The following is a 20,344-nucleotide window of genomic DNA, read 5'->3' as shown; positions in this document are numbered from 1 at the left end:
GATGTTCCTTCTTACTGACGAGTAGGCGGGCAGGGGAGAAACCTGCCGTTGCCAGTGGCCATTGCACAGTCCATGCCCGAGGCCAAACGCCCGTGAATACGGGGCTTGAACTGGGTTCATCAACGAAAGAGCTGCCCTTGCTGCGGACAATCTGTTGCGCAACTGTGTGCCGGGCAACAGTTGTTGCCACGAACCTCGACGCAGCGGATGTTCGCCAGCCAACAGTGGATCAACAGCTTGTCCGTCGAGCGACAGCAAAGTGATTGGGCTGTTCTTCTAATTAATTGATTACTAAGGAAATATCTAGATGGCACGGTTGCTGCTCTATCCCTTGTGCAGACGCTGAGGTGGCGTCTCCAGGCATGGGGTAAGCGATGAGCAAGCAATTCAAAGTGGTGGCGGTGTCAGGCAGCGTGCAGCACCCGTCACGCACACTGGTCCTGCTCCAGGCGTTGGTGGAGCGGCTCGGGCAGCAACTGCCGATCGAGCTGCGCTTGATCGAGCTGGCCAAGGTCGGTCCACAGTTCGCCGGGGTGTTGCGTCGCGAGGCGTTGCCGGCTGCCGTGCAGGATGATTTGCAGGCCATTGAATCGGCCGATTTGCTGATTGCCGCCAGCCCTGTCTATCGGGCCTCGTACACCGGCCTGTTCAAGCATCTGTTCGATTTCGTTCATCACGAAGCCCTCAAGAACGTGCCGGTGCTGTTGGCCGCGACGGGGGGCTCGGATCGCCATGCCTTGATCATCGATCACCAGTTGCGGCCGCTGTTTGGCTTTTTCCAGGCCCTCAGCCTGCCGGTGGGGGTCTATGCCAGCGAAACCGATTTCACTCACTACCGGATCTCCAGCCCACAGGTGCTGGAGCGTATCGAGCGCGCCGTCGAGTCGGCGTTGCTGAGCCTGGTCCCGAGCGCCCGACGCGACGCCAGCGCCGCTTGACCAATTTCTTCTTTCAAAACGAGCCGTGGAGTACATGCAATGAGCCAGGACACGATCAAATTTGCCTACTGGGTGCCCAACGTCAGCGGCGGGCTGGTGGTCAGCAAAATCGAGCAGCGCACCGACTGGGGCATCGACTACAACCGCAAGCTGGCCCAGATCGCTGAAGCGGCCGGTTTCGACTACGCCTTGTCCCAGGTACGCTTTACCGCCGGTTACGGCGCCGAATACCAGCATGAGTCCGTGGCGTTCAGTCATGCCTTGCTGGCCGCCACCACGCGGCTGAAAGTCATTGCGGCGGTGTTGCCGGGACCATGGACGCCGTCGGTGTTGGCCAAGCAGATCGCAACCATCGATCAGCTGACCGGCGGCCGGGTCGCGGTCAACATCGTGTCGGGCTGGTTCAAGGGCGAGTTCACGGCCATTGGCGAGCCGTGGCTGGAGCACGATGAGCGCTATCGCCGTTCCGAAGAGTTCATCACCGCGCTCAAGGGTATCTGGACCACCGACAACTTTACCTTTCGCGGTGACTTCTACCGCTTCCATGACTACACCCTCAAGCCAAAGCCGTTGCAGCAGCACCCGGAAATCTTCCAGGGCGGTAGCTCACGTGCCGCCCGGGACATGGCCGCCCGTGTCTCCGACTGGTATTTCACCAATGGCAATACCGTCGAGGGGATCAAGGCCCAGGTCGACGACATCCAGGCCAAGGCCGCGGCCAATAACCACAAGGTCAAGGTCGGAGTGAACGCGTTCGTCATCGCCCGCGACACCGAAGAGGAGGCGCGTGCGGTCCTTGCCCAGATCATCGACCAGGCCGACCCCGAAGCGGTCAATGCCTTCGGCGATGCGGCGAAACAAGCCGGCAAGTCCAGCCCGGAAGGTGAAGGCAACTGGGCCAAGTCCAGCTTCGAGGACCTGGTGCAGTACAACGACGGCTTCAAGACCAACCTGATCGGCACGCCGCAGCAGATCGCCGAACGCATCGTCGCGCTCAAGGCCGTGGGGGTTGATCTGGTGCTCGCAGGTTTCCTGCATTTTCAGGAAGAAGTCGAGTATTTCGGTCGCAAGGTCCTGCCGCTGGTGCGTGAGCTGGAGCAGCGCAAAGCGGCAGCCAAAACGGCGGCAGTCGCTTAGGCGCGGGAGGCAGCATGGGCACCTTCACCGACACCGCCGTTGCGCTACCAGCCAGCTTGCCCCAGTGGCTGCAACAACAGGCGCAGCGGCATGGCGCGGATGTCGCGCTGCGCCACAAGCATCTGGGTGTCTGGCAGGAGTGGACCTGGGGGCTCGTGGCCGACGAGGTGCGCCGTTTGGCGAGCGCCCTGCAAGCCCGCGGTTTTTCCACGGGGGCGAGCCTGACGATCATCAGCCGACCCAGGCCGCAGGCATTGCTTGCGGCATTGGCTGCGCAGTGGCTGGGTGGCGTGGCGAGCCTGTTCGACCCGTTGGAGGCACGGGCCGAACAGGTGCAACTGCTCGGCACATTGCAGCCGGATTTCGTTCTGGTCGAGGGCTTGGAAGAAATGCTGCGTCTGCGTGCGGCGCAGGTGAACCCGAGCGTGCTGGTTTACCTCGACAAGCGTGGCTTGTCGGATTCGATGCCATTGGCGCAAGCGCTGGATTACGCTGCGTTGGTTGCCGAGCGGCCCACCGACGAACCGGCACCGCAAGGGCAAGTGCTGCAAACAGCGTTTGTCTTTTATCGCGGGGCGGGGCAGGCAATTGAAGAGCAGCGCGTCAGCCACGCCGAGCTGCTGCAGGAGGGCCAGCGGTTGGTGGCGCGTGAAGGCCTGGGACGGCAAGAAGAGGCATTGGCCGCACGGGCGTTCGCCTCGGGCGGACAAGCCCGCTATTTGTTGGCGCCGTGGTTGATCGCCGGTTTTCGCCTGAACTTTCCGGAGAACCTGGCGACCCGTGATCGCGACCGCCGCGAGCTGGGCCCGACATTGGTAGCCGGGACGCGTGAAACCTACGAGCGCTTGTACCGTTATGCGTTGGAGCGTTTGCCGGAGTCGGGCAGTTGGTCGCGCCGGCTGGTGGATTGGGCGTTGGCGGCCCAGCCGGGGCTCCTGCAAAGGCAACTGGGTAACTGGCTGGTTCGTCGGCCCTTGCGTGATGTGCTGGGTTTTTCCCGGACCCATGCACCGCTGCTGGTGGGGGATGCCTTGCCGCCCGAGACCCAGGCGTTTTTCCAGGCGTTGGGTATCCGGGTTCGCCAGTGGGGCGATACAGCCCACTGGGAAGCGCCGACGAACCTTGTGAAGCAAATCAACCCTGACTGGACCGGGCTCCAGTCGCAACCGGCCTGAGAGGAAACACCCCATGACCCAGACGGCCGCCACGCATTTGCTGGAGCTGGAACATATTTCACTGTCATTCAAAGGCGTCAAGGCGGTCACGGACATCAGCTTTCGCGTTGCCACTGGTGAGATCTGCGCCTTGATCGGCCCCAACGGTGCCGGCAAGAGTTCGCTGCTCAATGTCATCAGCGGTGTGTACCACGCCCAGGACGGACGCATCCGTTTCGATCGACAGGAGCGGCGCCGGATGCGCCCCCACGATGTGGCGGTACGCGGCATCGCCCGGACATTCCAGAACATTGCGCTGTTCAAAGGCATGAGCGTGCTCGACAACGTGCTCACCGGACGCAACCTCAAGCGTCGCAGCAGCTGGGTCGAGCAAGCGCTGCGCATCGGTCGCGCCCGGGCCGAGGATGATATCCAGCGCGAAGCGGCTGAACGCGTCATCGCGTTCCTGCACTTGCAGCCCTGGCGCGATGCGGTGGTGGGTACGTTGCCCTATGGCTTGCAGAAACGGGTCGAGTTGGGCCGGGCGCTGGCGGCGGAGCCTCGGCTGTTGTTGCTGGACGAGCCCATGGCTGGGATGAACGCCGACGAGAAACAGCAGATGAGTCGCTTCATCGTCGATATCAATCGAGAACTGGGCACCACCGTGGTGTTGATCGAACACGACATCGGGGTGGTCATGGACATCAGCGATCACGTGGTGGTGCTCGATTACGGTCGCAAGATCGGCGACGGCTCGCCCGAAGACGTACGGCAGAACCCCGAGGTCATTTCGGCCTACCTGGGCACTCGCCACTGACACCTGACATTCGACGCCTTCCCGACAGGGAGGGCAGGCAAGTTGCGCCCGCAGAACAGGAACAGCTATGGAATTTTTCTTTGAAGTATTGATTGGCGGGTTGTTGGCGGGGGTGATGTACGCCCTGGTGGCCATCGGTTTTGTACTGATCTACAAGGCCTCCGGTGTGTTCAATTTCGCCCAGGGCGCGATGGTGCTGTTCTCGGCGCTGACTTTCGTCAGCCTGCTGGAACGCGGTGTGCCGTTCTGGCTGGCGTTCGTCATCAGCCTGGCGGCCATGGTGCTGATCGCCGTGGCGGTGGAGCGCGTGGTGCTGCGCCCGTTGGTCAACCGCTCGCCGATCACGCTGTTCATGGCCACCCTTGGGCTGTCCTACGTCATCGAAGGCTTCGCCCAGGCGCTGTGGGGCACCCAGGTGCACGGGCTGGAACTGGGCATCAGCGACGAACCGCTGGAACTGGGCGGGATGTTGTTGTCGCAGTTCGACATTTTTGCCGCGCTGACGGCGGCGTTCCTGGTGTTGCTGTTGTCCTGGCTGTTCAACAAGACTCGGCTCGGGCTGTCGTTGCGGGCGGTGGCCGATGATCCATTGGCAGCGCTGGCCGTGGGCATTCGCTTGCAACGGGTCTGGGTGGTGGTCTGGGCGGTGGCGGGGTTTGTCGGGCTGGTCGCCGGCCTGCTCTGGGGCGCTCGCCTGGGCGTGCAGTTCTCGCTCTCGCTGGTGGTGCTCAAGGCCTTGCCAGTGTTGATCATCGGCGGCTTCACCTCCATCAGCGGCGCGATTGTCGGCGGCTTGATCATTGGTGCGTCGGAGAAGCTGGCGGAGGTTTACCTCGGGCCCTTCATCGGCAGTGGCATCGAGAACTGGTTTCCCTACGTGCTGGCGCTGCTGTTTCTGCTGGTGCGTCCGGCGGGACTGTTTGGCGAACGGGCGATTGAACGGGTTTAGGGGAGCGCATCATGTTTTATCGAGAAGCAGGCCAGTTCAACACTCGTTATGCCCAGGACCGTCGGGTCTTCGCGCTGCGCCAGGACCGTCACGGGCTGGCCGCGTTGCTGCTGTTTGCCTTCGTCGTGGTGCCCTGGCTGGGCAATGACTACTGGTTCAGCGCGATCCTGATTCCGTTCCTGGTGCTGTCCCTAGCCGGGTTGGGGCTCAATTTGCTCACCGGTTATGCCGGGCAGTTGTCCCTCGGTTCGGCGGCGTTCATGGCGGTGGGGGCCTTTGCCACCTACAACCTCGAAGTGCGGGTCGCCGGCTTGCCGTTGCTGGTCAGCATTGCCCTGGGTGGCTTGACGGCAGCGCTGGTGGCGTTGCTGTTCGGCCTGCCGAGCCTGCGCATCAAAGGTTTCTACCTGCTGGTCTCGACCCTGGCGGCGCAGTTCTTCGTGACCTGGGCACTGACCCGCTTCAGTTGGTTTTCCAACAACAGCGCCTCGGGCGTGATCAGCGCGCCGCGCCTGGAAGTCTTCGGCGTCAACCTGGATGCGCCGGCCGGCCGCTATCTGTTGACCCTCGGCGTGGTGGTGGCGCTGTTCTGGCTGGGCAAGAACCTGGTGCGCAGCGAGCTGGGGCGCAACTGGATGGCAGTGCGCGATATGGACACCGCCGCAGCGGTGATCGGTATTCCATTGGCGAACACCAAGCTGCTGGCGTTCGCCATCAGTGGCTTTTTCCTCGGAGTGGCTGGCGCGCTCTGGGCCTTCGCTTACCTGGGGACAGTGGAGCCCCATGGCTTCGACCTCAATCGCTCGTTCCAGATCCTGTTCATCATCATTATCGGTGGCCTCGGCAGCCTGCTGGGCAACTTTCTCGGCGCGGCCTTCATCGTGCTGTTTCCGGTGTTGCTCTCGAACCTCGTGTCGCTGCTGCCCGGCGGACTGGTGGACGCCGGCCAGGTGGAAAACCTGCAGAAGATGATATTCGGCGCCCTGATCATCCTGTTTCTGATCAAGGAACCAGAGGGCCTTGCGCGCCTCTGGCAGAGATTTCGCCAGCGCGCACGGCTGTGGCCGTTGCGCTACTGAGCGAACCGCACAACGCGGGTTTGCAGTTCCATTTTGTTGGCTCATCCATGGCTTCATAACAAGGAAAATCCGATGTTCAAACGATCATTCGCCAGCAGCCTGGCGCTGGCCCTGAGCCTCACCGCCGCGGCCTTCACCGTCCAGGCGGACAACGAACAATACTTCCCGCTGCAAAGCTATCGCGTCGGCCCTTATGCGGCCGGTGGCACGGGTTTTTTCGGCGGCTTCATCGACTACCTCAAGTACGTCAACGCCAACGGCGGCGTGAACGGCGTCAAGCTGACCTGGAGCGAGTGCGAAACCGAATATGTGGTCGAGAAAGGCGTGGAGTGCTACGAACGCCTGAAGAAAGGCTTGAACGGCGCACCCGCGGCGGCCACCAACCCGCTGTCGGTGGGTATTGCCTATGCCACGCTGGAACGCTCGACGGCCGACAAGCTGCCGCTGATCACCATCAACCACGGACGCACGGATTCCACCGATGGCAGCGTGTTTCCCTACGTCTTCCCGTTGCAGTTGAACCCCTATTCGGAAGTGTCGGCGATCATCAACTACATCGGCCAACGCGCCGGGGGGCTGGACAAGCTCAAGGGCTTGAAGATTGTCACCCTGTATCACGGTTCGCCCTACGGCAAGGAAACCAATGAGGTCCTGCAAACCCTGGCCGACAAGTACGGCTTTACGCTGACCCTGCTGGAGGTGCCGCACCCGGGCAACGAACAGCAGTCGCAATGGCTGAATATCCGTCGGGAAAAACCCGACTGGGTGATCCTGCGCGGTTGGGGAGTGATGAACCCGGTGGCGCTGAAAACCGCGCAGAAGGTCGGGTTCCCGGCGGACCATATCATCGGCAATATCTGGAGCAACTCCGAAGATGACGCCGCGCCGGCAGGTGCCGCGGCCAAGGGCTTCATCGCCATCACTACGCACCCCTCGGGCACCGATTTCCCGGTGTTGCAGGGCATCAAGAAACAAGTGGTCGACGCCGGCCAGGGCGACCTGGCCGACCCCAAGCGATTCGGTACGGTGTATTACAACCTCGGCGTGGTCAACGGCATCCTCAACGTCGAGGCGGTGCGCATTGCCCAGCAGAAGTTCGGCAAGCAGCCGCTGACCGGTGAACAGGTGCGCTGGGGGTTCGAGAACCTCAAGCTCGACGACGCCCGACTCAAGGAACTGGGGGCGCTGGGCCTGGTGCAGCCGTTGCAGTTGTCGTGCTCGGACCATGAAGGCGGGGGCGCGGTGCGCTTCCAGCAATGGGACGGCAGCCAGTGGAAGCTGATCAGTGACTGGGTGCAGGCCGACCGCGCCTTGCTGCGGCCGATCATCGAAGCGTCTTCGCACCAGTACGCCCGGGAAAAAGGCATTACCCCACGCGATTGCAGCAAGGAGTCCTGAGTACCCGTCGAATAGTTTTGTGGCAAGGGAGCTTGCTCCCTCGCCACGGAACCCCTGGTAGCTCAGGTCGACAGATTGATCACCTGGCCATCCTGCGTGCTCAGTGCCGGGCGGCGTCGATTGACCACCAGCTCGCCAATCCTGATCAGCAACGTTCGCGTGACGTTTCGGCTCAGGCCCAACAGGCTGGCGGTGTGGACTTGGTTGCAGTTGGCATATCGATAGGCCGCGCGCAACAGCTCGGCCTCGACCTTTTCATACAAATCGCCATGCTCCTGCTCGAGCAGTTTCTCAAAGGCTTTGTGCAACAGCTCCTCCGCACTTTGAGGCGTAGATTGCGGTGGGTTGTCCTGGCGTTCGATACGAAAGTTCGACAGATGCAAGTCCTGCGCGCCGATCACGTTGTGGCGGCAAATCAGCAGTGTGTGGTGGATGACGTTTTCCAGCTCGCGGATATTCCCCGGCCACGAATAGTCGAGCAATTTGCGCTGGGCCTGGGCATCCAGCGTCACTTCGCCGTGCCCGAGCCGGCGGCTGTACTCTGTAATGAAGTGGCGTATCAGCGGCAGGATGTCACCGGGGCGTTCGCGCAAGGGCTTGAGCACCAGGCTGACCACGTTCAGGCGGTAATAGAGGTCTTCGCGAAAGTGCCCGGCATTGATGGCTTTTTCCAGCTGCACGTTGGTGGCCGCCAGCACGCGCACATTGATCTTGATGCTCTTGCGCGAACCCAGCCGGACCACCTCGCGCTCCTGTAGCACCCGGAGCAGCTTGACCTGGATCGGCAACGGCAAATCACCGATTTCATCCAGGAACAACGTCCCGCCGTCCGCTTCCTCGAACCAACCGGCCTTGGCCGTCAGCGCACCGGTAAAGGCGCCTTTTTCATGGCCGAACAGCTCGGCCTCCACCAGGGTTTCGGAAAACGCGCCGCAGTTGACTGCAACGAACGGCTTGTGGCGACGAGCGCTGAGGTTGTGCACGTGGCGCGCCACCAGTTCCTTGCCGGTTCCGGTCTGGCCGATGATCAGCACGCTGGCGTCACTGGGCGCTACTTGTTGCAGGTGAGCCAGCAAAGCGCGGGAGGTGGGGTCTTCGAAGACCTGGGCCGTGGCACGAATGGAAGTGGCAAGGCCAGGGGAGGGAGGTAGCGTTAGAAGCTGCATGACGGTGGCCCGTTAATGAGATTGCCGTGACTGAAGTTGGGCGTGCCATCGCTCCTTGATGACAACACCGCAGGAAGCCATTGGGCTTATGCTGTAATTTAAATGATCTAAAAAATATAAAACAAATAACCTTTAGTTATTTGCTTAGGGCTATGTCCGCAAGGATGCAACGCTGGACTGATAGCCCTGGTAGCGATAACGGCAATCAATCGAAGGTACGGTAAAAAGTTTTATTGACTAAAAAATAACATCGAGTAATTATTTCCCTGCATCTGCTTTCACGCAGAGTCATTTCGCAGGGGCAACCCGATGAATCAGAACACCGCGCCTTCATTGGCCTGTCTTTACGTCGAGACTCACGAGTCGTCTGACACCCACACGGCGCCTTCGCTCATGCAAGGTTTTCCCGCCGAACCCCACCGCCGCGTCACCTGGCACAACTGGATGAGCCCGCCGTTCAACCAATGGGGCTTCCGCAACCTGGCCCGCTTGCGTCCTTCCATCGACGTGCAGGCCGGCACCGGGCCGGTCAGCGCCTTCAAGCAGGCGCTCCAGCCGCTGGATGAGCTGCACTTCGACAGCGAGTGTGGCTTGAGCATCAGCGTGATCGACCACCTGATTGCCAGCCAGACCGATGCTTTCCTGGTCCTCAAGGGCGACACCGTACTGTTCGAGCGCTACTTCAACGGCCAGCGTCCCCGGGACCGGCACATCATGTTCTCGGTGACCAAGTCGCTGATCGGGGCGTTGGGCGAGCAACTGGTCTGCGAAGGCCTGCTGGACCCGACGCTGACGGCCGCACACTACGTACCGGAATTGACGGGCAGCGCGTTCGGCGATGCGACCGTGCGCCAGCTGTTCGACATGGCGGTAGCCGTCGATTACAGCGAAGTCTATGAGGATCCGGATTCAGAGAGTTCCCAATACGGTTACGCCTGCGGTTTCCAGCCGGCACCGGCGCAGTACACGACGTTCGAATCCCTCTACCAGTACTTGCCTTCACTGCGCAAACGCGGCAGTCACGGTGGCTTTTTCCATTACGTGACGGCCACCACCGAGGCGTTGGCCTGGGTCATGGAGCGGGCCTCTGGCAAGGCTTGCCACCAGTTGCTGCAGGCAGTCTGGAGCCAGTTGGGCTGTGAGCGTGACGGCTATTTCCTGGCCGACCCCTGGGGGCGCAGCGTAGCCGGTGCCGGGTTCAGTGCGACCTTGCGTGACATGGCGCGTTTCGGTCGCCTGCTGGCCAACGATGGTCGCCAGGACGGGCGACAACTGCTCTCGGCCGAGGCGCTCGCCGGTATCGCCGCCGGGGCCGATCCGGCGATCTACGCCGCATCCCCCGACTTCTCGAGCTGGACCCCTGGTGCGTCCTACCGCAGCCAGTGGTATGTCTTCAACGACCACAGCCAGGCGCTCATGGCCGGTGGCATCCATGGCCAATACCTGTTCATCGACAAACCGTCCGGCGTGGTGATCGTCAAGCAGTCGTCCCTGGACGATGCCGTCAGCCCATTCGACGGCGACAGCGTGCGAATGCTGCGTGCCATCGCAGCGCACCTGACGCCCTGACTTCATCCGATAACCACAAGAGTCTTGCGTTCCGCTCACCTGGCCTAGCCAGGTGTTGGCGCGGTTTTGCGCGCCTTTCACTGCCCTGTAACAACAATAATCACACAGGAGCTCCATATGGTTTCCATGACGCGTTTGTCCCGAACGTTCCTCATGCTCGGGTTACCCTTGACCGCCCAGGCTGCATGGGCGGGCTACACCTTCGAGGAGGGCAACCTCAAGGGTGAGGTCAACTTGAGTGCCGGTGGCGCCATCCTCTCTACCCGCAACGTCAACTTTGGCGGCGGCGTGGTGGATATGCGCAGCGGCAAGAATCGCGGCACGAAAATCGACTGGCAGGAGTTCTACGTCAAGCCAGGCGTCAAGTTGGAATACGCCGTGCAGCCGGATTTCAGCCTGCTGGCCGGCGGCTCACTGGTGGGGGCGACCACCTTCGGTGATGGCGATGCCGGTGGCTTCACCCGCAGCTCCGATGGCAAGGTGTCGACCGAAGAGTTCTATGGCGGTTTCCGCGCAGGGGAGTGGACGGTGACGGGCGGTCGCCAGAACTACATGATCGGCAACGGTTTCATCGTGATGGATGGCAACCTCGACCAGTTGAACGACGGCGCCTATTGGCTCGCCCCGCGTACCGCCTTCAAGGATTCGGCGGTGGTCGCCTGGGACCATGGCGCGCTGAAAGTCCAGGGCTTCAGCCTGGGAACCGACAGCGACCTGGGGGACTTTCGCATGAGCGGCGCGAACCTGGACTACAACCTCGACGACCAGGTGACGCTCGGGGCCACGGTGTTGAAGGTCAAGGCCATGGGACCCAAGGGCAGTACGTTACCGCGCCGCCGCGATGGCATGCTGGTGTACAACGTGCGGGCCTTGAACGCCAAGCTGCCGGGTATCCCGGACCTGACCCTCAACGCCGAATATGCCCTGGAGCGAGGCAGTGGCGAAGGCGTGGACTACGATGCCGAGGCCTGGTACGGCCAGGCCGATTACACCTTCAGCACGCTGCCGCTGACCCCGGTCATTGGCTACCGCTACGCGAGTTTTTCCGGCGACGACAACCTCACGGACAACCGCCAGAAAGCCTGGGATCCGTTGAGCAAGGGCTTCGTCGACTGGAGCACCTGGCTGATCGGCGATGTCGTCGGCAACTACCTGCTGTTCAACAGCAACGAAAACGTCCAACAGTTCTCGCTCAAGACCCACCTCAACGAAACCCTCACCCTCGGTGCGATTCACTACCAGTTCTGGCTCGACGAAAAAAACTACATGGGTACCGCCGTCAGCGACCGGCGTTTTGCCGACGAGAGTGTAGTCTTCCTCGATTGGGCACCGTCGAAGTCGCTGTCCACCTCACTGTCCTATAACTGGGTCAAGCCCATGGCCGCGGCCAAGCAGGTCTTCGGCGACGACCGGAAATTCAGCGCGTTGGAACTCTACTTCACCTACCGCTATTAAGTGCCGCGAGCCTTCGCGGCCGCGCTGGAGTGTTTGATCATGAGTACGTTTTTGCGTAACACCTTGCTGGGCGCTGTTGTTTCGATGCTGGTCAGTGGTGCGAGCCTGGCCGAAGAGCGGACGGTGCGAATCTACAATTGGATCGAGTACCTGCCGCCGGAAATCCTCAAGAGTTTCCAGGAGGAAACGGGCATCCGTCCCATCTACGACGTCTTCGATAGCGTCGAGACCTTGGAGTCCAAGCTCCTGACCGGCAACTCCGGGTATGACGTGGTGTACCCGAGCAGTTCCAACGTCAGTCACCTGATTGCCGCCGGTGCCGTGCAGCCCCTGGACCGCAGCCAATTGCCGAACTGGCAGCATCTGGACCCCGAGTTCATGAAGTCCCTGGAAGCGGTCGGCGATCCAGGCAACCGTTATGCGGCGCCGTATCTGTGGGGCACGACCCTGATCGGCTACAACGTCGACAAGGTTCGGCAGGTGCTCGGCGCGGATGTGCAAATGAACACCTGGGACATCTTGTTCAAGGAGGAGAACATGGTCAAGCTGGCCAGTTGCGGCGTGGGTCTGCTCGACGCCGCCAACGAGATCATGCCCATTGCCTTGCACTACGAAGGGCTGGACCCCAATAGCCAGAAACGTGAGGACTACCCGAAGGCGCAGGCGGCCATGCTCAAGGTTCGCCCCTACATCACCTATTTCAATTCGTCACGCTACGGCATGGACCTGGCCAACGGCGAGATCTGCGTAGGGGTGGGCTGGTCGGGCGGCGTGGCGTTGGCCAAGCGACTGGCTGAAGACGCTGGGAAGGGAGTCAAGGTGGAAATGGCGCTACCCAAGGAGGGCGCACCGATGTGGTCGGACGTCATGATGGTGCCCACCAATGCGCCCCATGCTACGGAGGCCTACGCGTTCATCAACTACATCTTGCGTCCGGATGTCATTGCCCGGATCAGCAACAAGATCGGTTACCCCAACCCGAACAAGGACGCCACGGCGTTGGTCAATGCTGAAATTCGCAACAACCCCGCCATGTATGTGCCGGACGAGGCGCGCAAGACCCTGTTCGCCTTGGAGCCGGTGCCGGCCGCCGTGGAGCGGGTCCGCACCCGCACCTGGATCAGCATCAAGACCCATCAGTGATCAGCGTGACCCGGCGCTGCGGCGCCGGGTCCGTATCGGTGGGTGACGCCCTCAGGCGCGCATGCCCAGGAAGAGCAGTTCGGTGATACGCCGGACCTGGGTGGAGTGGGCCTCGATATCCGGCTGTTCCTGGTTGACCAGTCTGAACAGCTGTAAGTGCGAATAGTCGTTCAACAGGAACGCGGCGAGGTCGACGTCCAGATCAGCGCGCAACTTGCCAGCCTCTTGCAACTCCCTGATCAGCCCGCTGATCTCGGCCCTGAGCGCATCGTTCATGGCGCGATAACCTTCGGGCAACCCGTTGTCGCCACCGAACAGGATCAGCGGCAGCAATTCGCGCCAAAGGCTTGGGTGCATGACTTCCAGCGCATAACCGGTGAGCAACCGCTCCAGATAACACAGCGCTTCGACCGGATCCTCGATTTCAGGCATCTGGCTGCGGGTGTCCGTAAGTGCGCGCTGGTCGGCGTCATGCAGGATTTCGAGGATGATTTCCTGTTTGTTGCCGAAGTACTTGAACACGGTGGGAGCCGATACGCCGGCCTGGTTGGCGATCTGTTCGATGGTGGTGTTCTGGAAACCCTGGCGTTCGAACAGTTCGACCGCTGCCTTGCTGATGGCTTGGCGGCGTTCGGCTTTTTGACGTTCACGCAGTCCGCTCACGGGAGGTCCTTGTCATTGAAATAAAAAAGAGGCGACCGGAGCAATGCCAGCCAGTTGCAGATCAACCTGTGGGAGCGAGCCTGCTCGCGATTGCACTGAAGCAGCCAACATTGACGTTGACTGACACTCCGCAATCGCGAGCAGGCTCGCTCCCACCGGTGTTATGGCGGATAGCAATAGCACCTGATGCCCCACGCAAAATACTTAACCCAGTAAAGTTTTTAAAGGGTTTATTTCGTTTACGCCCCTCAAGGACTTGGCTGAATGCCACGGTCCAGACGCCTGGCAAGAGGCAAAACGCCATGCCCCACGTGGCGACATCAGGCACAGAGGTGGCGCGTTCAGGTAACTGACTGGGGAGAAAACACAGGTAACGTGGCGCGACTTTTCACCGCAAGTGCGCACGTTTGCCCAGGGTGGATCAACACAACCAAGCGGTCTCGCTTTCAGGAGGAGCGGGAAAACCAGCAACACCGACTGTCCCTGCGCGCGCCTCAATGTTCGATCACAAGAGAATAAGAAAATGACCAGCCCCAGCTTCAAGGATTCGAACGGCCATTTGGCACAGGGCTTCAAGCCTCGTCACGTCACCATGCTCTCCATCGCCGGGATCATCGGTGCCGGTTTGTTCGTCGGATCGGGCCATGCCATCGCCGCCGCCGGCCCGGCAGTCATGCTGGCCTACCTGTTCTCCGGGCTGTTGGTGGTCCTGGTCATGCGCATGCTGGGTGAGATGGCGGTCGCCAATCCGGACACCGGCTCATTCTCCACCTATGCCGACCAGGCCATCGGACGCTGGGCAGGCTTTACTATTGGCTGGCTGTACTGGTGGTTCTGGGTGCTGGTGATTCCCATCGAAGCGTTGGCCGCTGGTCATGTACTCAACCAATGGTTTCCCGCCGTCGATGCCTGGCTGTTCGCCTCGGTATCGATCGTCCTGCTGGCCGTGACGAATCTGTTCAGCGTCTCCAAGTACGGCGAGTTCGAGTTCTGGTTCGCCATGGCCAAGGTTGTGGCGATCATCGGTTTCATCTCCCTGGGTTTCGCGGTGCTGATGGGGTGGATACCCGAGCGTGAAGCCAGCGGCCTGAGTCGGTTGATGGAGGAGCATGGTGGGTTCGCCCCCAATGGTCTGTCGGCGGTGGTGGGTGCGTTCATCACCATCATGTTCAGCTTCATCGGTACGGAGGCGGTAACGATCGCCGCCGCCGAATCCGATAACCCTGCGCGGAACATTGCCAAGGCCACCCGTTCGGTGATCTGGCGTATCGGTGTGTTCTACCTGCTGTCGATCTTCGTGGTCATTTCCGTGGTGCCCTGGAACGATCCGCTCCTGGCTTCAGTGGGCTCCTACCAGCGGGCCCTGGAGCTGATGAACATTCCCCATGCCAAGTTCCTGGTGGATGTGGTGGTGCTGATCGCCGTGGCCAGTTGCATGAACTCTTCGATCTACATCGCCTCGCGGATGTTGTATTCCCTGGGGCGCCGTGGCGATGCGCCAAAGGCCGTGAAGGTCACGTCCTCGGCCGGTGTGCCACGGTCTGCGGTGATTGCCAGTACCGTGTTGGGCGCGGGTGTCACTTTGTTCAGCTACTTCATGCCCGCCGGCCTGTTCCAGTTCCTGCTCGCCAGCTCCGGCGCCATCGCCTTGCTGGTGTACCTGGTGATCGCCATCTCGCAACTGCGCATGCGCCGGATGTTGCAACGGCAGAATATCGAGCTGCCTTTGCGCATGTGGCTGTTCCCCTGGCTGACCTGGTTGGTCATCGTGTTCATCTCGGCGGCGCTGGCGGTCATGATGGTCACGCCCGAGCATCGGAGCGAGGTCAGTACCACCCTCGGCCTGGCGCTGGTCATTTCCTTTATCGGCCTGTCGACGTCGCGACATTCGCCCCAGCCTGAACAGGTTGCATCCCTCGGTTAACCGTGCCGTTTTTACCCTGTTGACGCCACGTTACTGGCGTCAACAAAACCTCGTTTTGGGCCTGTTCAGGACGCCATAACCTCCGTCCTGAAGCGCGGCCCGCCCGCCTGTCACCCACTTGCAAGCCCACCCCTGCGAACCGGCACTAACCGGCGGCTGCGTTGTCAGTAATTGGCGCCTGTAGGGATGAGGATCGCCCCTGATAACAGCACGCCGACTGGATTGATTTTTTCTCGAATAGCCTCGGGAAAAAAGCCTCGCGATGGATTGCGTCCTGGACCGACCATTTCTCTTGCAGGCGATTTCCCATGGGGTTTCTACTCGATCCGCGTCATGACATCGATGCTGCCTTACTGAGCTATCGCCGGGTGTTCTGGGCCTTGGCATTGTTCAGTGGCGTGATCAATCTGCTGGTGCTGGTACCGTCGCTCTACATGATGCAGGTCTACGACCGGGTCCTGACCAGCCGCAACGAAACTACCTTGTTCATGCTCACGTTGATGGCCCTGGGGCTGTTCATGTTCAGCGCCCTGATCGAGTGGGTGCGCGGCGAGGTGATGATTCGCATGAGCGCAGGGCTGGACGAGGCCTTGGGCGAACGGATTTTCGACGCCGCCTTCGCCCGCAGCCTGCGCGAGCACAACGCCAATCCGGCGCAGGTGCTCACCGATCTGGCCACGCTGCGGCAGTTGATTACCGGGCAGGGCCTGATTGCCTTGCTCGACGCACCCTGGCTGCCGATCTTCCTGCTGGTGGCGTTCATTTTTCACCCCTGGTTTGGCGTGCTGACGCTGGTGCTGGCGCTGGTGCTGATCGGCCTGGCGCTGTGGGGCGAACTGGCGACGCGAACACGGCTGGGGGAGGCCAATCGGCTGGGGGTGCAGTCGTCCATTTATGTGAACAGCACGCTGCACAATGCTGAAGTCATCCAGGCCCTGGGCATGCTCGGGCCACTGCGTCAGCGGTGGAGCCTGTTGCAGCAACGGATCATTGCCGCCCAGGCCCATGCCAGCGACCGTAGCGCGCGCATCACCTCGACGACCCGTTTCGTGCGTATCTCCGGGCAGTCCCTGGCGTTGGGGCTGGGTGCCTTGCTGGTGCTTGAAGGCCAACTGTCGGCGGGCATGATGATTGCGATGTCGCTGTTGCTGGGGCGAGCCTTGGCGCCCGTGGAAATCGCCATCGGCTCGTGGAAGCAGTTCAACGCCGGGCGCCAGAGCTACCAGCGCCTGAGTCAACTCTTGGCCCAGCATCCGCGCGAACGCTTGCGCATGCCGTTGCCGCCACCTACCGGCGCGGTGCGCCTGGAACAATTGTATGTCGGCCCGCCGGGTGCTTCGCAGCCGATCCTGCGCGGCATCAATTTCAGCCTCGCCAAGGGCGATGTGCTCGCGGTGGTCGGACCTAGCGCCAGTGGTAAATCGACATTGGCGCGGGCCTTGGTCGGGGTCTGGCCGGCCATGGGCGGGTCGGTGCGCCTGGACGATGCCGAGATCAGCCAATGGTCCCACGACGCCTTGGGCCCGTACCTTGGATACCTGCCACAAGACATCGAACTGTTCGACGGCACGGTCGCCGACAACATTGCCCGCTTCGGTGAGCAGGACGCCGACAAGATCATCGCCGCCGGGCGTCATGCCGGCATCCACGAGATGATCCTGCGGTTTCCCAAGGGCTACGACACGCCGCTGGGGCCCGGCGGGCTTGGCTTGTCCGGTGGGCAAAAACAACGCCTGGGCCTGGCTCGCGCGCTTTACGGACGGCCATCGCTGATCGTGCTCGATGAACCCAACTCCAATCTCGATGACGCCGGGGAGCTGGCGCTGGTACAGGCCATCAATGCGCTCAAGACGGCCGGCAGCACCGTGGTGTTGATTACTCACCGGCCCAGTGTACTGGCGGTGGTCGATCACATCCTGGTGCTCAAGGACGGTACTCAACAGGCGTTCGGCCCACGGGACCGAGTGCTCAAGGCATTGATGCCGGGGCCAAGGCCGGCCGCGGTCAGGGAGGCTGGCGAAGATGCGTGATCTGATCCCCGAGGCACAGACCTACAGCGAGCACGGGCTGAGCGTGCGCAGCACCACAACGCTGCCCAGCGCCAGTACCGACGCCGGAAGCGCAGCACGTTATGGCGTCGGATTCCTGGTCCTGACCCTGGGTGGTTTTCTGCTCTGGGCCTGCCTGGCGCCGCTCGACCAGGGCGTGGTGGGCAGCGGCACCGTGGTGGTGGCGGGGGAGCGCAAGGCCGTGCAGTCGTTGGTCGGTGGGGTGGTGGAAAAGCTGCTGGTCAGCGATGGCGACCGCGTCACCCAGGGGCAATTGCTGGTACAGCTCAACACGGTGCAGGCGCAGTCGCAACTGGACGTGACCCTGGGCAAGCTCCTCAATGATCGCAGCATCGAGGCGCGCTTGATTGCCGAGCGCCTGGGCAGCGCCGAGATCCAATGGCCCGCCGAACTGCTGGCCCACGCCGACGAGCCACGGGTCAAGGCGGCCATGGCCTTGCAGAGCCAATTGTTCATCACCCGCCGCGCGGAGCTGGGCAGTCGTTTGCAGATCATTGAGCACGAAGCCGCGGCCTTGCAGCAGCAATTGCTTGGCTACGAAGGCGTCAAGCGCAACTACGACGCGCAGATGCGTTTCCAGCAGCAGGAACTCGAAGGCCTGCGTGACCTGGCCCGCGAAGGCTACGTTCCGCGCAACAAACTGTTCGAGGCCGAGCGCAACGCGGCCCAATTGGCGGGACAGATAGCCTCTGGCGTGGGCGATGTCGGCAGGACTCGCCAGGCGATCAACGAAAGCCGGCTCAAGGCCTTGCAGGCACAACAGGAATTTCGCCGCGATGCAGAAACCCAGCTCAGCGAAGTGTCTGCCGAGGCGGCCGGCTATGCCGATCAGATTCGTGCCTTGCAGTTTGAAGTCGACAACGGTGCGATCCGTGCGCCAGTGGCCGGGCAGGTCATGGATGTGAGTATTCATACGGTCGGCGGCGTTGCGCAGGCCGGGCAAACCCTGATGCAGGTGGTGCCGCTGGATGCGCCGATGGCGATCACGGCCCGTTTCGAGCCGCTGATGGCCAACAAGCTGCGTCCGGGTCTGCCGGTGCACGTGCATTTCACGGCGTTGCAACGGGTGGACACCCCGACGGTCACCGGAACGGTGACGACGGTGTCGGCTGACCAGTTGATCAATGAGCAAACGCACCAGCCGTACTTCTCCGCCAAGGTCGAGATTCCCGCCGACACCGTGGCTGCGTTGCAGAGCGCCGGCTTGCTGGTACGCCCCGGCATGCTCGCCGATGTCACGGTGGTGACCGGAGAACGCACCTTGATGAATTACCTGATGAAGCCTTTGCGTGAACGCTTGCTTGCAGCCTTCAAGGAGGAATGAGCATGGTCGACCGTGGCCGCTACCGTTTGCGTGTGTTGCTAAGCCTGTGTACCGGATGGGCGGCGATCAATCCCGTGTGGGCTGCCGAGGGGGGCCTGAGCCTGACCGCCGCCTACGATGCCTCGCGCCTCAACGATCCGACCGTGCAATCGGCGGCCCACGCCTTCGAAGCTTCACGCCATGAAGAGGACATCGGTCGCGGTGGGCTTTATCCGCAGGTGTCGCTGACTTCGCGCTACGGCTACGGCGGGCGCACCGACGGCGGCGATGACAGCACTTACGTCAACAGCAACGATTACCAGGCGAACAACGTGACCCTGGCGGCGCAGCAGCCGCTCTACGACAAGGCACGCTGGGCGGCGTACCAGGAAGGCAAGGCGCGGGGACAATTGGGCACCCGGGTGTTCGATGTGGCCGGCCAGACCTTGTATGACCGGGTGGCAAAGGGGTATTTCGAGGTCGCCCGTGCCGAGAATGAGATCAAGCTGATCCAGCAGCAAAAGGCGGCCATCCAAGGCTTGGTCATCCAGAGCAAAAAATTGTACGAGGGCGGCCAGGGCGCGATTACCGATATCGACGAAGCCCAGGCGCGGCTCGACCTGGTGCAAGCCCAGGAGGCTGAAGCCCAGGCGCGCCGGGTGGCGGCCTTGCGGGCGTTGTCCGGGCGTGCCAGCGTGCCCATCGATGACATCCTGCCGATGCGTGAAGAACTGGCCGCCGGCAGCCCGATCCCGCCGGAGCAGGACCTGCCGTACTGGACGGCAATTGCCCGGGAGGCCAGCCCCGAGCTGGCCGCCCGGCTGGCAGCGGTGAAAGTTGCCGAGGCCCAGGCTGACAGTCAGCGCGCCGGGCATTATCCGACCCTGTCGTTGACCACTCAGTTGACCCGCCGGGAAACCCGTCAATACCAGGAACTCGACCCGCGCCAGGACACCTACTACGTCGGGGTGCAGTTGGATATTCCGCTGTATCGCGGCGGGGCGGTACGAGCCTCGGTGGCCAAGGCCGAGGCGCAACTGGCCGGCGCCCAGTCCGACTACGATGTGCAGCGCCAGCAATTGGCCGAGGACATCGAGGCCGATTACCTGGGTGTCGTAGCCGGGTTTGCCAAGAGCAAGGCGATGCAGCGGGCAGTTGAGTCCAACCAGCGAGCACTGGCCTCGACGGAAAAAGGCTTCCAGGGCGGCGTGCGCTCCACGGTGGACATCCTCGATGCCCAGCAGCGGCTGTTCCAGGCCCGTCGAGACCTGCTCAATACCAAGCTCGACATGCTGCAGAGTTATGTGAGCCTGCACACCCACACCGGCCAGATGAACCGCGCGGTACTGGAGCAGGTGCAAAGGCTGTTCTAGACAATCCTTATCCCTCGCCACAGAAACGGTCCAGGCCTTGTGCTTGCCTTCAACCTTTCAGGCACAGCACGACCCTCTGTGGGGTTGTCCTGGATTTTTCAGGCACAGCACGACCCCTGTGGGAGCGGGCTTGCTCGCGATAGCGGTGGGTCAGTCAGCATCTTTGTTGGATGTGCCGGCGCCTTCGCGAGCAGGCTCGCTCCCACA

Annotated in this window: 16 protein-coding genes; 14 read left to right on the top strand and 2 right to left on the bottom strand. The window is 61.9% G+C overall.

Going from position 1 to position 20,344, the window contains the following annotated elements; genetic code table 11:
* Positions 1 to 374: 374 nt before the first annotated feature.
* The 7 genes from msuE (at position 375) to DTP52_RS08750 (ending at position 7,472) form a co-directional block, all read left to right on the top strand.
* Complete coding sequence (gene msuE, locus DTP52_RS08780) at positions 375 to 938, top strand: FMN reductase (protein WP_109752984.1); 564 nt, start codon at positions 375 to 377, stop codon at positions 936 to 938.
* A 39-nt stretch (positions 939 to 977) separates the two neighbouring features.
* The gene (gene sfnG, locus DTP52_RS08775) at positions 978 to 2,075 is read left to right on the top strand and encodes a dimethylsulfone monooxygenase SfnG (RefSeq protein ID WP_109752983.1); all 1,098 of its coding nucleotides are present in this window, start codon (positions 978 to 980) and stop codon (positions 2,073 to 2,075) included.
* A gap of 14 nt (positions 2,076 to 2,089) precedes the next feature.
* On the top strand, positions 2,090 to 3,250 hold the full coding sequence (locus DTP52_RS08770; RefSeq protein ID WP_109752982.1) for an AMP-binding protein: 1,161 nt from the start codon (positions 2,090 to 2,092) through the stop codon (positions 3,248 to 3,250).
* 13 nt (positions 3,251 to 3,263) lie between these two features.
* Entirely contained in the window at positions 3,264 to 4,046 is a 783-nt protein-coding gene (locus tag DTP52_RS08765; protein WP_109752981.1) for an ABC transporter ATP-binding protein, read from the top strand.
* Between the two features lie 67 nt (positions 4,047 to 4,113).
* On the top strand, positions 4,114 to 4,995 hold the full coding sequence (locus tag DTP52_RS08760; RefSeq protein WP_109752980.1) for a branched-chain amino acid ABC transporter permease: 882 nt from the start codon (positions 4,114 to 4,116) through the stop codon (positions 4,993 to 4,995).
* Positions 4,996 to 5,006: 11 nt separating this feature from the next.
* Positions 5,007 to 6,074 (top strand): branched-chain amino acid ABC transporter permease, encoded by a 1,068-nt coding sequence (locus DTP52_RS08755; RefSeq protein ID WP_109752979.1) that lies wholly within the window; start codon positions 5,007 to 5,009, stop codon positions 6,072 to 6,074.
* A gap of 72 nt (positions 6,075 to 6,146) precedes the next feature.
* On the top strand, positions 6,147 to 7,472 hold the full coding sequence (locus DTP52_RS08750) for an ABC transporter substrate-binding protein (RefSeq protein ID WP_109752978.1): 1,326 nt from the start codon (positions 6,147 to 6,149) through the stop codon (positions 7,470 to 7,472).
* 62 nt (positions 7,473 to 7,534) lie between these two features.
* Here the strand turns inward: DTP52_RS08750 and DTP52_RS08745 are convergent, their stop codons facing one another.
* Positions 7,535 to 8,638 (bottom strand): sigma-54-dependent Fis family transcriptional regulator, encoded by a 1,104-nt coding sequence (locus tag DTP52_RS08745; protein WP_109752977.1) that lies wholly within the window; start codon positions 8,636 to 8,638, stop codon positions 7,535 to 7,537.
* Positions 8,639 to 8,947: 309 nt separating this feature from the next.
* On the opposite strand from DTP52_RS08745, the gene DTP52_RS08740 reads away from it, so the two are divergent.
* From DTP52_RS08740 to DTP52_RS08730, 3 genes are all read left to right on the top strand, one after another.
* A complete protein-coding gene (locus tag DTP52_RS08740; RefSeq protein WP_109752976.1) occupies positions 8,948 to 10,207 on the top strand; it encodes a serine hydrolase in 1,260 nt (419 codons plus the stop codon).
* Between the two features lie 117 nt (positions 10,208 to 10,324).
* Complete coding sequence (locus DTP52_RS08735) at positions 10,325 to 11,662, top strand: alginate export family protein (RefSeq protein ID WP_109752975.1); 1,338 nt, start codon at positions 10,325 to 10,327, stop codon at positions 11,660 to 11,662.
* A 39-nt stretch (positions 11,663 to 11,701) separates the two neighbouring features.
* Positions 11,702 to 12,805, top strand: coding sequence for a polyamine ABC transporter substrate-binding protein (locus tag DTP52_RS08730; RefSeq protein ID WP_109752974.1), 1,104 nt, complete (start codon positions 11,702 to 11,704; stop codon positions 12,803 to 12,805).
* Between the two features lie 51 nt (positions 12,806 to 12,856).
* Here the strand turns inward: DTP52_RS08730 and DTP52_RS08725 are convergent, their stop codons facing one another.
* Positions 12,857 to 13,468: a TetR/AcrR family transcriptional regulator gene (locus tag DTP52_RS08725; protein ID WP_109752973.1), complete on the bottom strand. Its 612-nt coding sequence runs from the start codon at positions 13,466 to 13,468 to the stop codon at positions 12,857 to 12,859.
* Positions 13,469 to 13,991: 523 nt separating this feature from the next.
* On the opposite strand from DTP52_RS08725, the gene gabP reads away from it, so the two are divergent.
* From gabP to DTP52_RS08700, 4 genes are all read left to right on the top strand, one after another.
* Positions 13,992 to 15,392: a GABA permease gene (gabP, locus tag DTP52_RS08715; RefSeq protein ID WP_109752971.1), complete on the top strand. Its 1,401-nt coding sequence runs from the start codon at positions 13,992 to 13,994 to the stop codon at positions 15,390 to 15,392.
* 308 nt (positions 15,393 to 15,700) lie between these two features.
* Positions 15,701 to 17,422, top strand: coding sequence for a type I secretion system permease/ATPase (locus DTP52_RS08710; RefSeq protein ID WP_109752970.1), 1,722 nt, complete (start codon positions 15,701 to 15,703; stop codon positions 17,420 to 17,422).
* Positions 17,415 to 18,785 carry an HlyD family type I secretion periplasmic adaptor subunit gene (locus DTP52_RS08705; RefSeq protein WP_109752969.1) on the top strand — a complete coding sequence of 457 codons (1,371 nt, stop codon included), beginning with the start codon at positions 17,415 to 17,417 and terminating at the stop codon, positions 18,783 to 18,785. Before DTP52_RS08710 ends, DTP52_RS08705 begins: the two co-directional genes overlap by 8 nt.
* A gap of 2 nt (positions 18,786 to 18,787) precedes the next feature.
* Complete coding sequence (locus tag DTP52_RS08700) at positions 18,788 to 20,137, top strand: TolC family outer membrane protein (protein WP_109752968.1); 1,350 nt, start codon at positions 18,788 to 18,790, stop codon at positions 20,135 to 20,137.
* Positions 20,138 to 20,344: the final 207 nt, after the last annotated feature.

The sequence above is a fragment of the Pseudomonas sp. 43mfcvi1.1 genome, from assembly GCF_900115935.1.
Taxonomy (GTDB): domain Bacteria; phylum Pseudomonadota; class Gammaproteobacteria; order Pseudomonadales; family Pseudomonadaceae; genus Aquipseudomonas; species Aquipseudomonas bijieensis.
Note: the sequence above shows the minus strand (reverse complement) of the source record. Positions and strands in the feature narration are given on the sequence as shown.

What these genes read in the sequence shown, in the direction of transcription:
- msuE (WP_109752984.1), top strand. Translation starts at nt 375, where the DNA reads ATGAGCAAGCAATTCAAAGTGGTGGCGGTGTCAGGCAGCGTGCAGCAC.
- DTP52_RS08755 (WP_109752979.1), top strand. Translation starts at nt 5,007, where the DNA reads ATGTTTTATCGAGAAGCAGGCCAGTTCAACACTCGTTATGCCCAGGAC.
- DTP52_RS08745 (WP_109752977.1), bottom strand. Translation starts at nt 8,638, where the DNA reads ATGCAGCTTCTAACGCTACCTCCCTCCCCTGGCCTTGCCACTTCCATT.
- DTP52_RS08770 (WP_109752982.1), top strand. Translation starts at nt 2,090, where the DNA reads ATGGGCACCTTCACCGACACCGCCGTTGCGCTACCAGCCAGCTTGCCC.
- DTP52_RS08735 (WP_109752975.1), top strand. Translation starts at nt 10,325, where the DNA reads ATGGTTTCCATGACGCGTTTGTCCCGAACGTTCCTCATGCTCGGGTTA.
- DTP52_RS08765 (WP_109752981.1), top strand. Translation starts at nt 3,264, where the DNA reads ATGACCCAGACGGCCGCCACGCATTTGCTGGAGCTGGAACATATTTCA.
- DTP52_RS08700 (WP_109752968.1), top strand. Translation starts at nt 18,788, where the DNA reads ATGGTCGACCGTGGCCGCTACCGTTTGCGTGTGTTGCTAAGCCTGTGT.
- DTP52_RS08710 (WP_109752970.1), top strand. Translation starts at nt 15,701, where the DNA reads ATGGGGTTTCTACTCGATCCGCGTCATGACATCGATGCTGCCTTACTG.
- DTP52_RS08740 (WP_109752976.1), top strand. Translation starts at nt 8,948, where the DNA reads ATGAATCAGAACACCGCGCCTTCATTGGCCTGTCTTTACGTCGAGACT.
- DTP52_RS08730 (WP_109752974.1), top strand. Translation starts at nt 11,702, where the DNA reads ATGAGTACGTTTTTGCGTAACACCTTGCTGGGCGCTGTTGTTTCGATG.
- gabP (WP_109752971.1), top strand. Translation starts at nt 13,992, where the DNA reads ATGACCAGCCCCAGCTTCAAGGATTCGAACGGCCATTTGGCACAGGGC.
- DTP52_RS08760 (WP_109752980.1), top strand. Translation starts at nt 4,114, where the DNA reads ATGGAATTTTTCTTTGAAGTATTGATTGGCGGGTTGTTGGCGGGGGTG.
- DTP52_RS08750 (WP_109752978.1), top strand. Translation starts at nt 6,147, where the DNA reads ATGTTCAAACGATCATTCGCCAGCAGCCTGGCGCTGGCCCTGAGCCTC.
- sfnG (WP_109752983.1), top strand. Translation starts at nt 978, where the DNA reads ATGAGCCAGGACACGATCAAATTTGCCTACTGGGTGCCCAACGTCAGC.
- DTP52_RS08705 (WP_109752969.1), top strand. Translation starts at nt 17,415, where the DNA reads ATGCGTGATCTGATCCCCGAGGCACAGACCTACAGCGAGCACGGGCTG.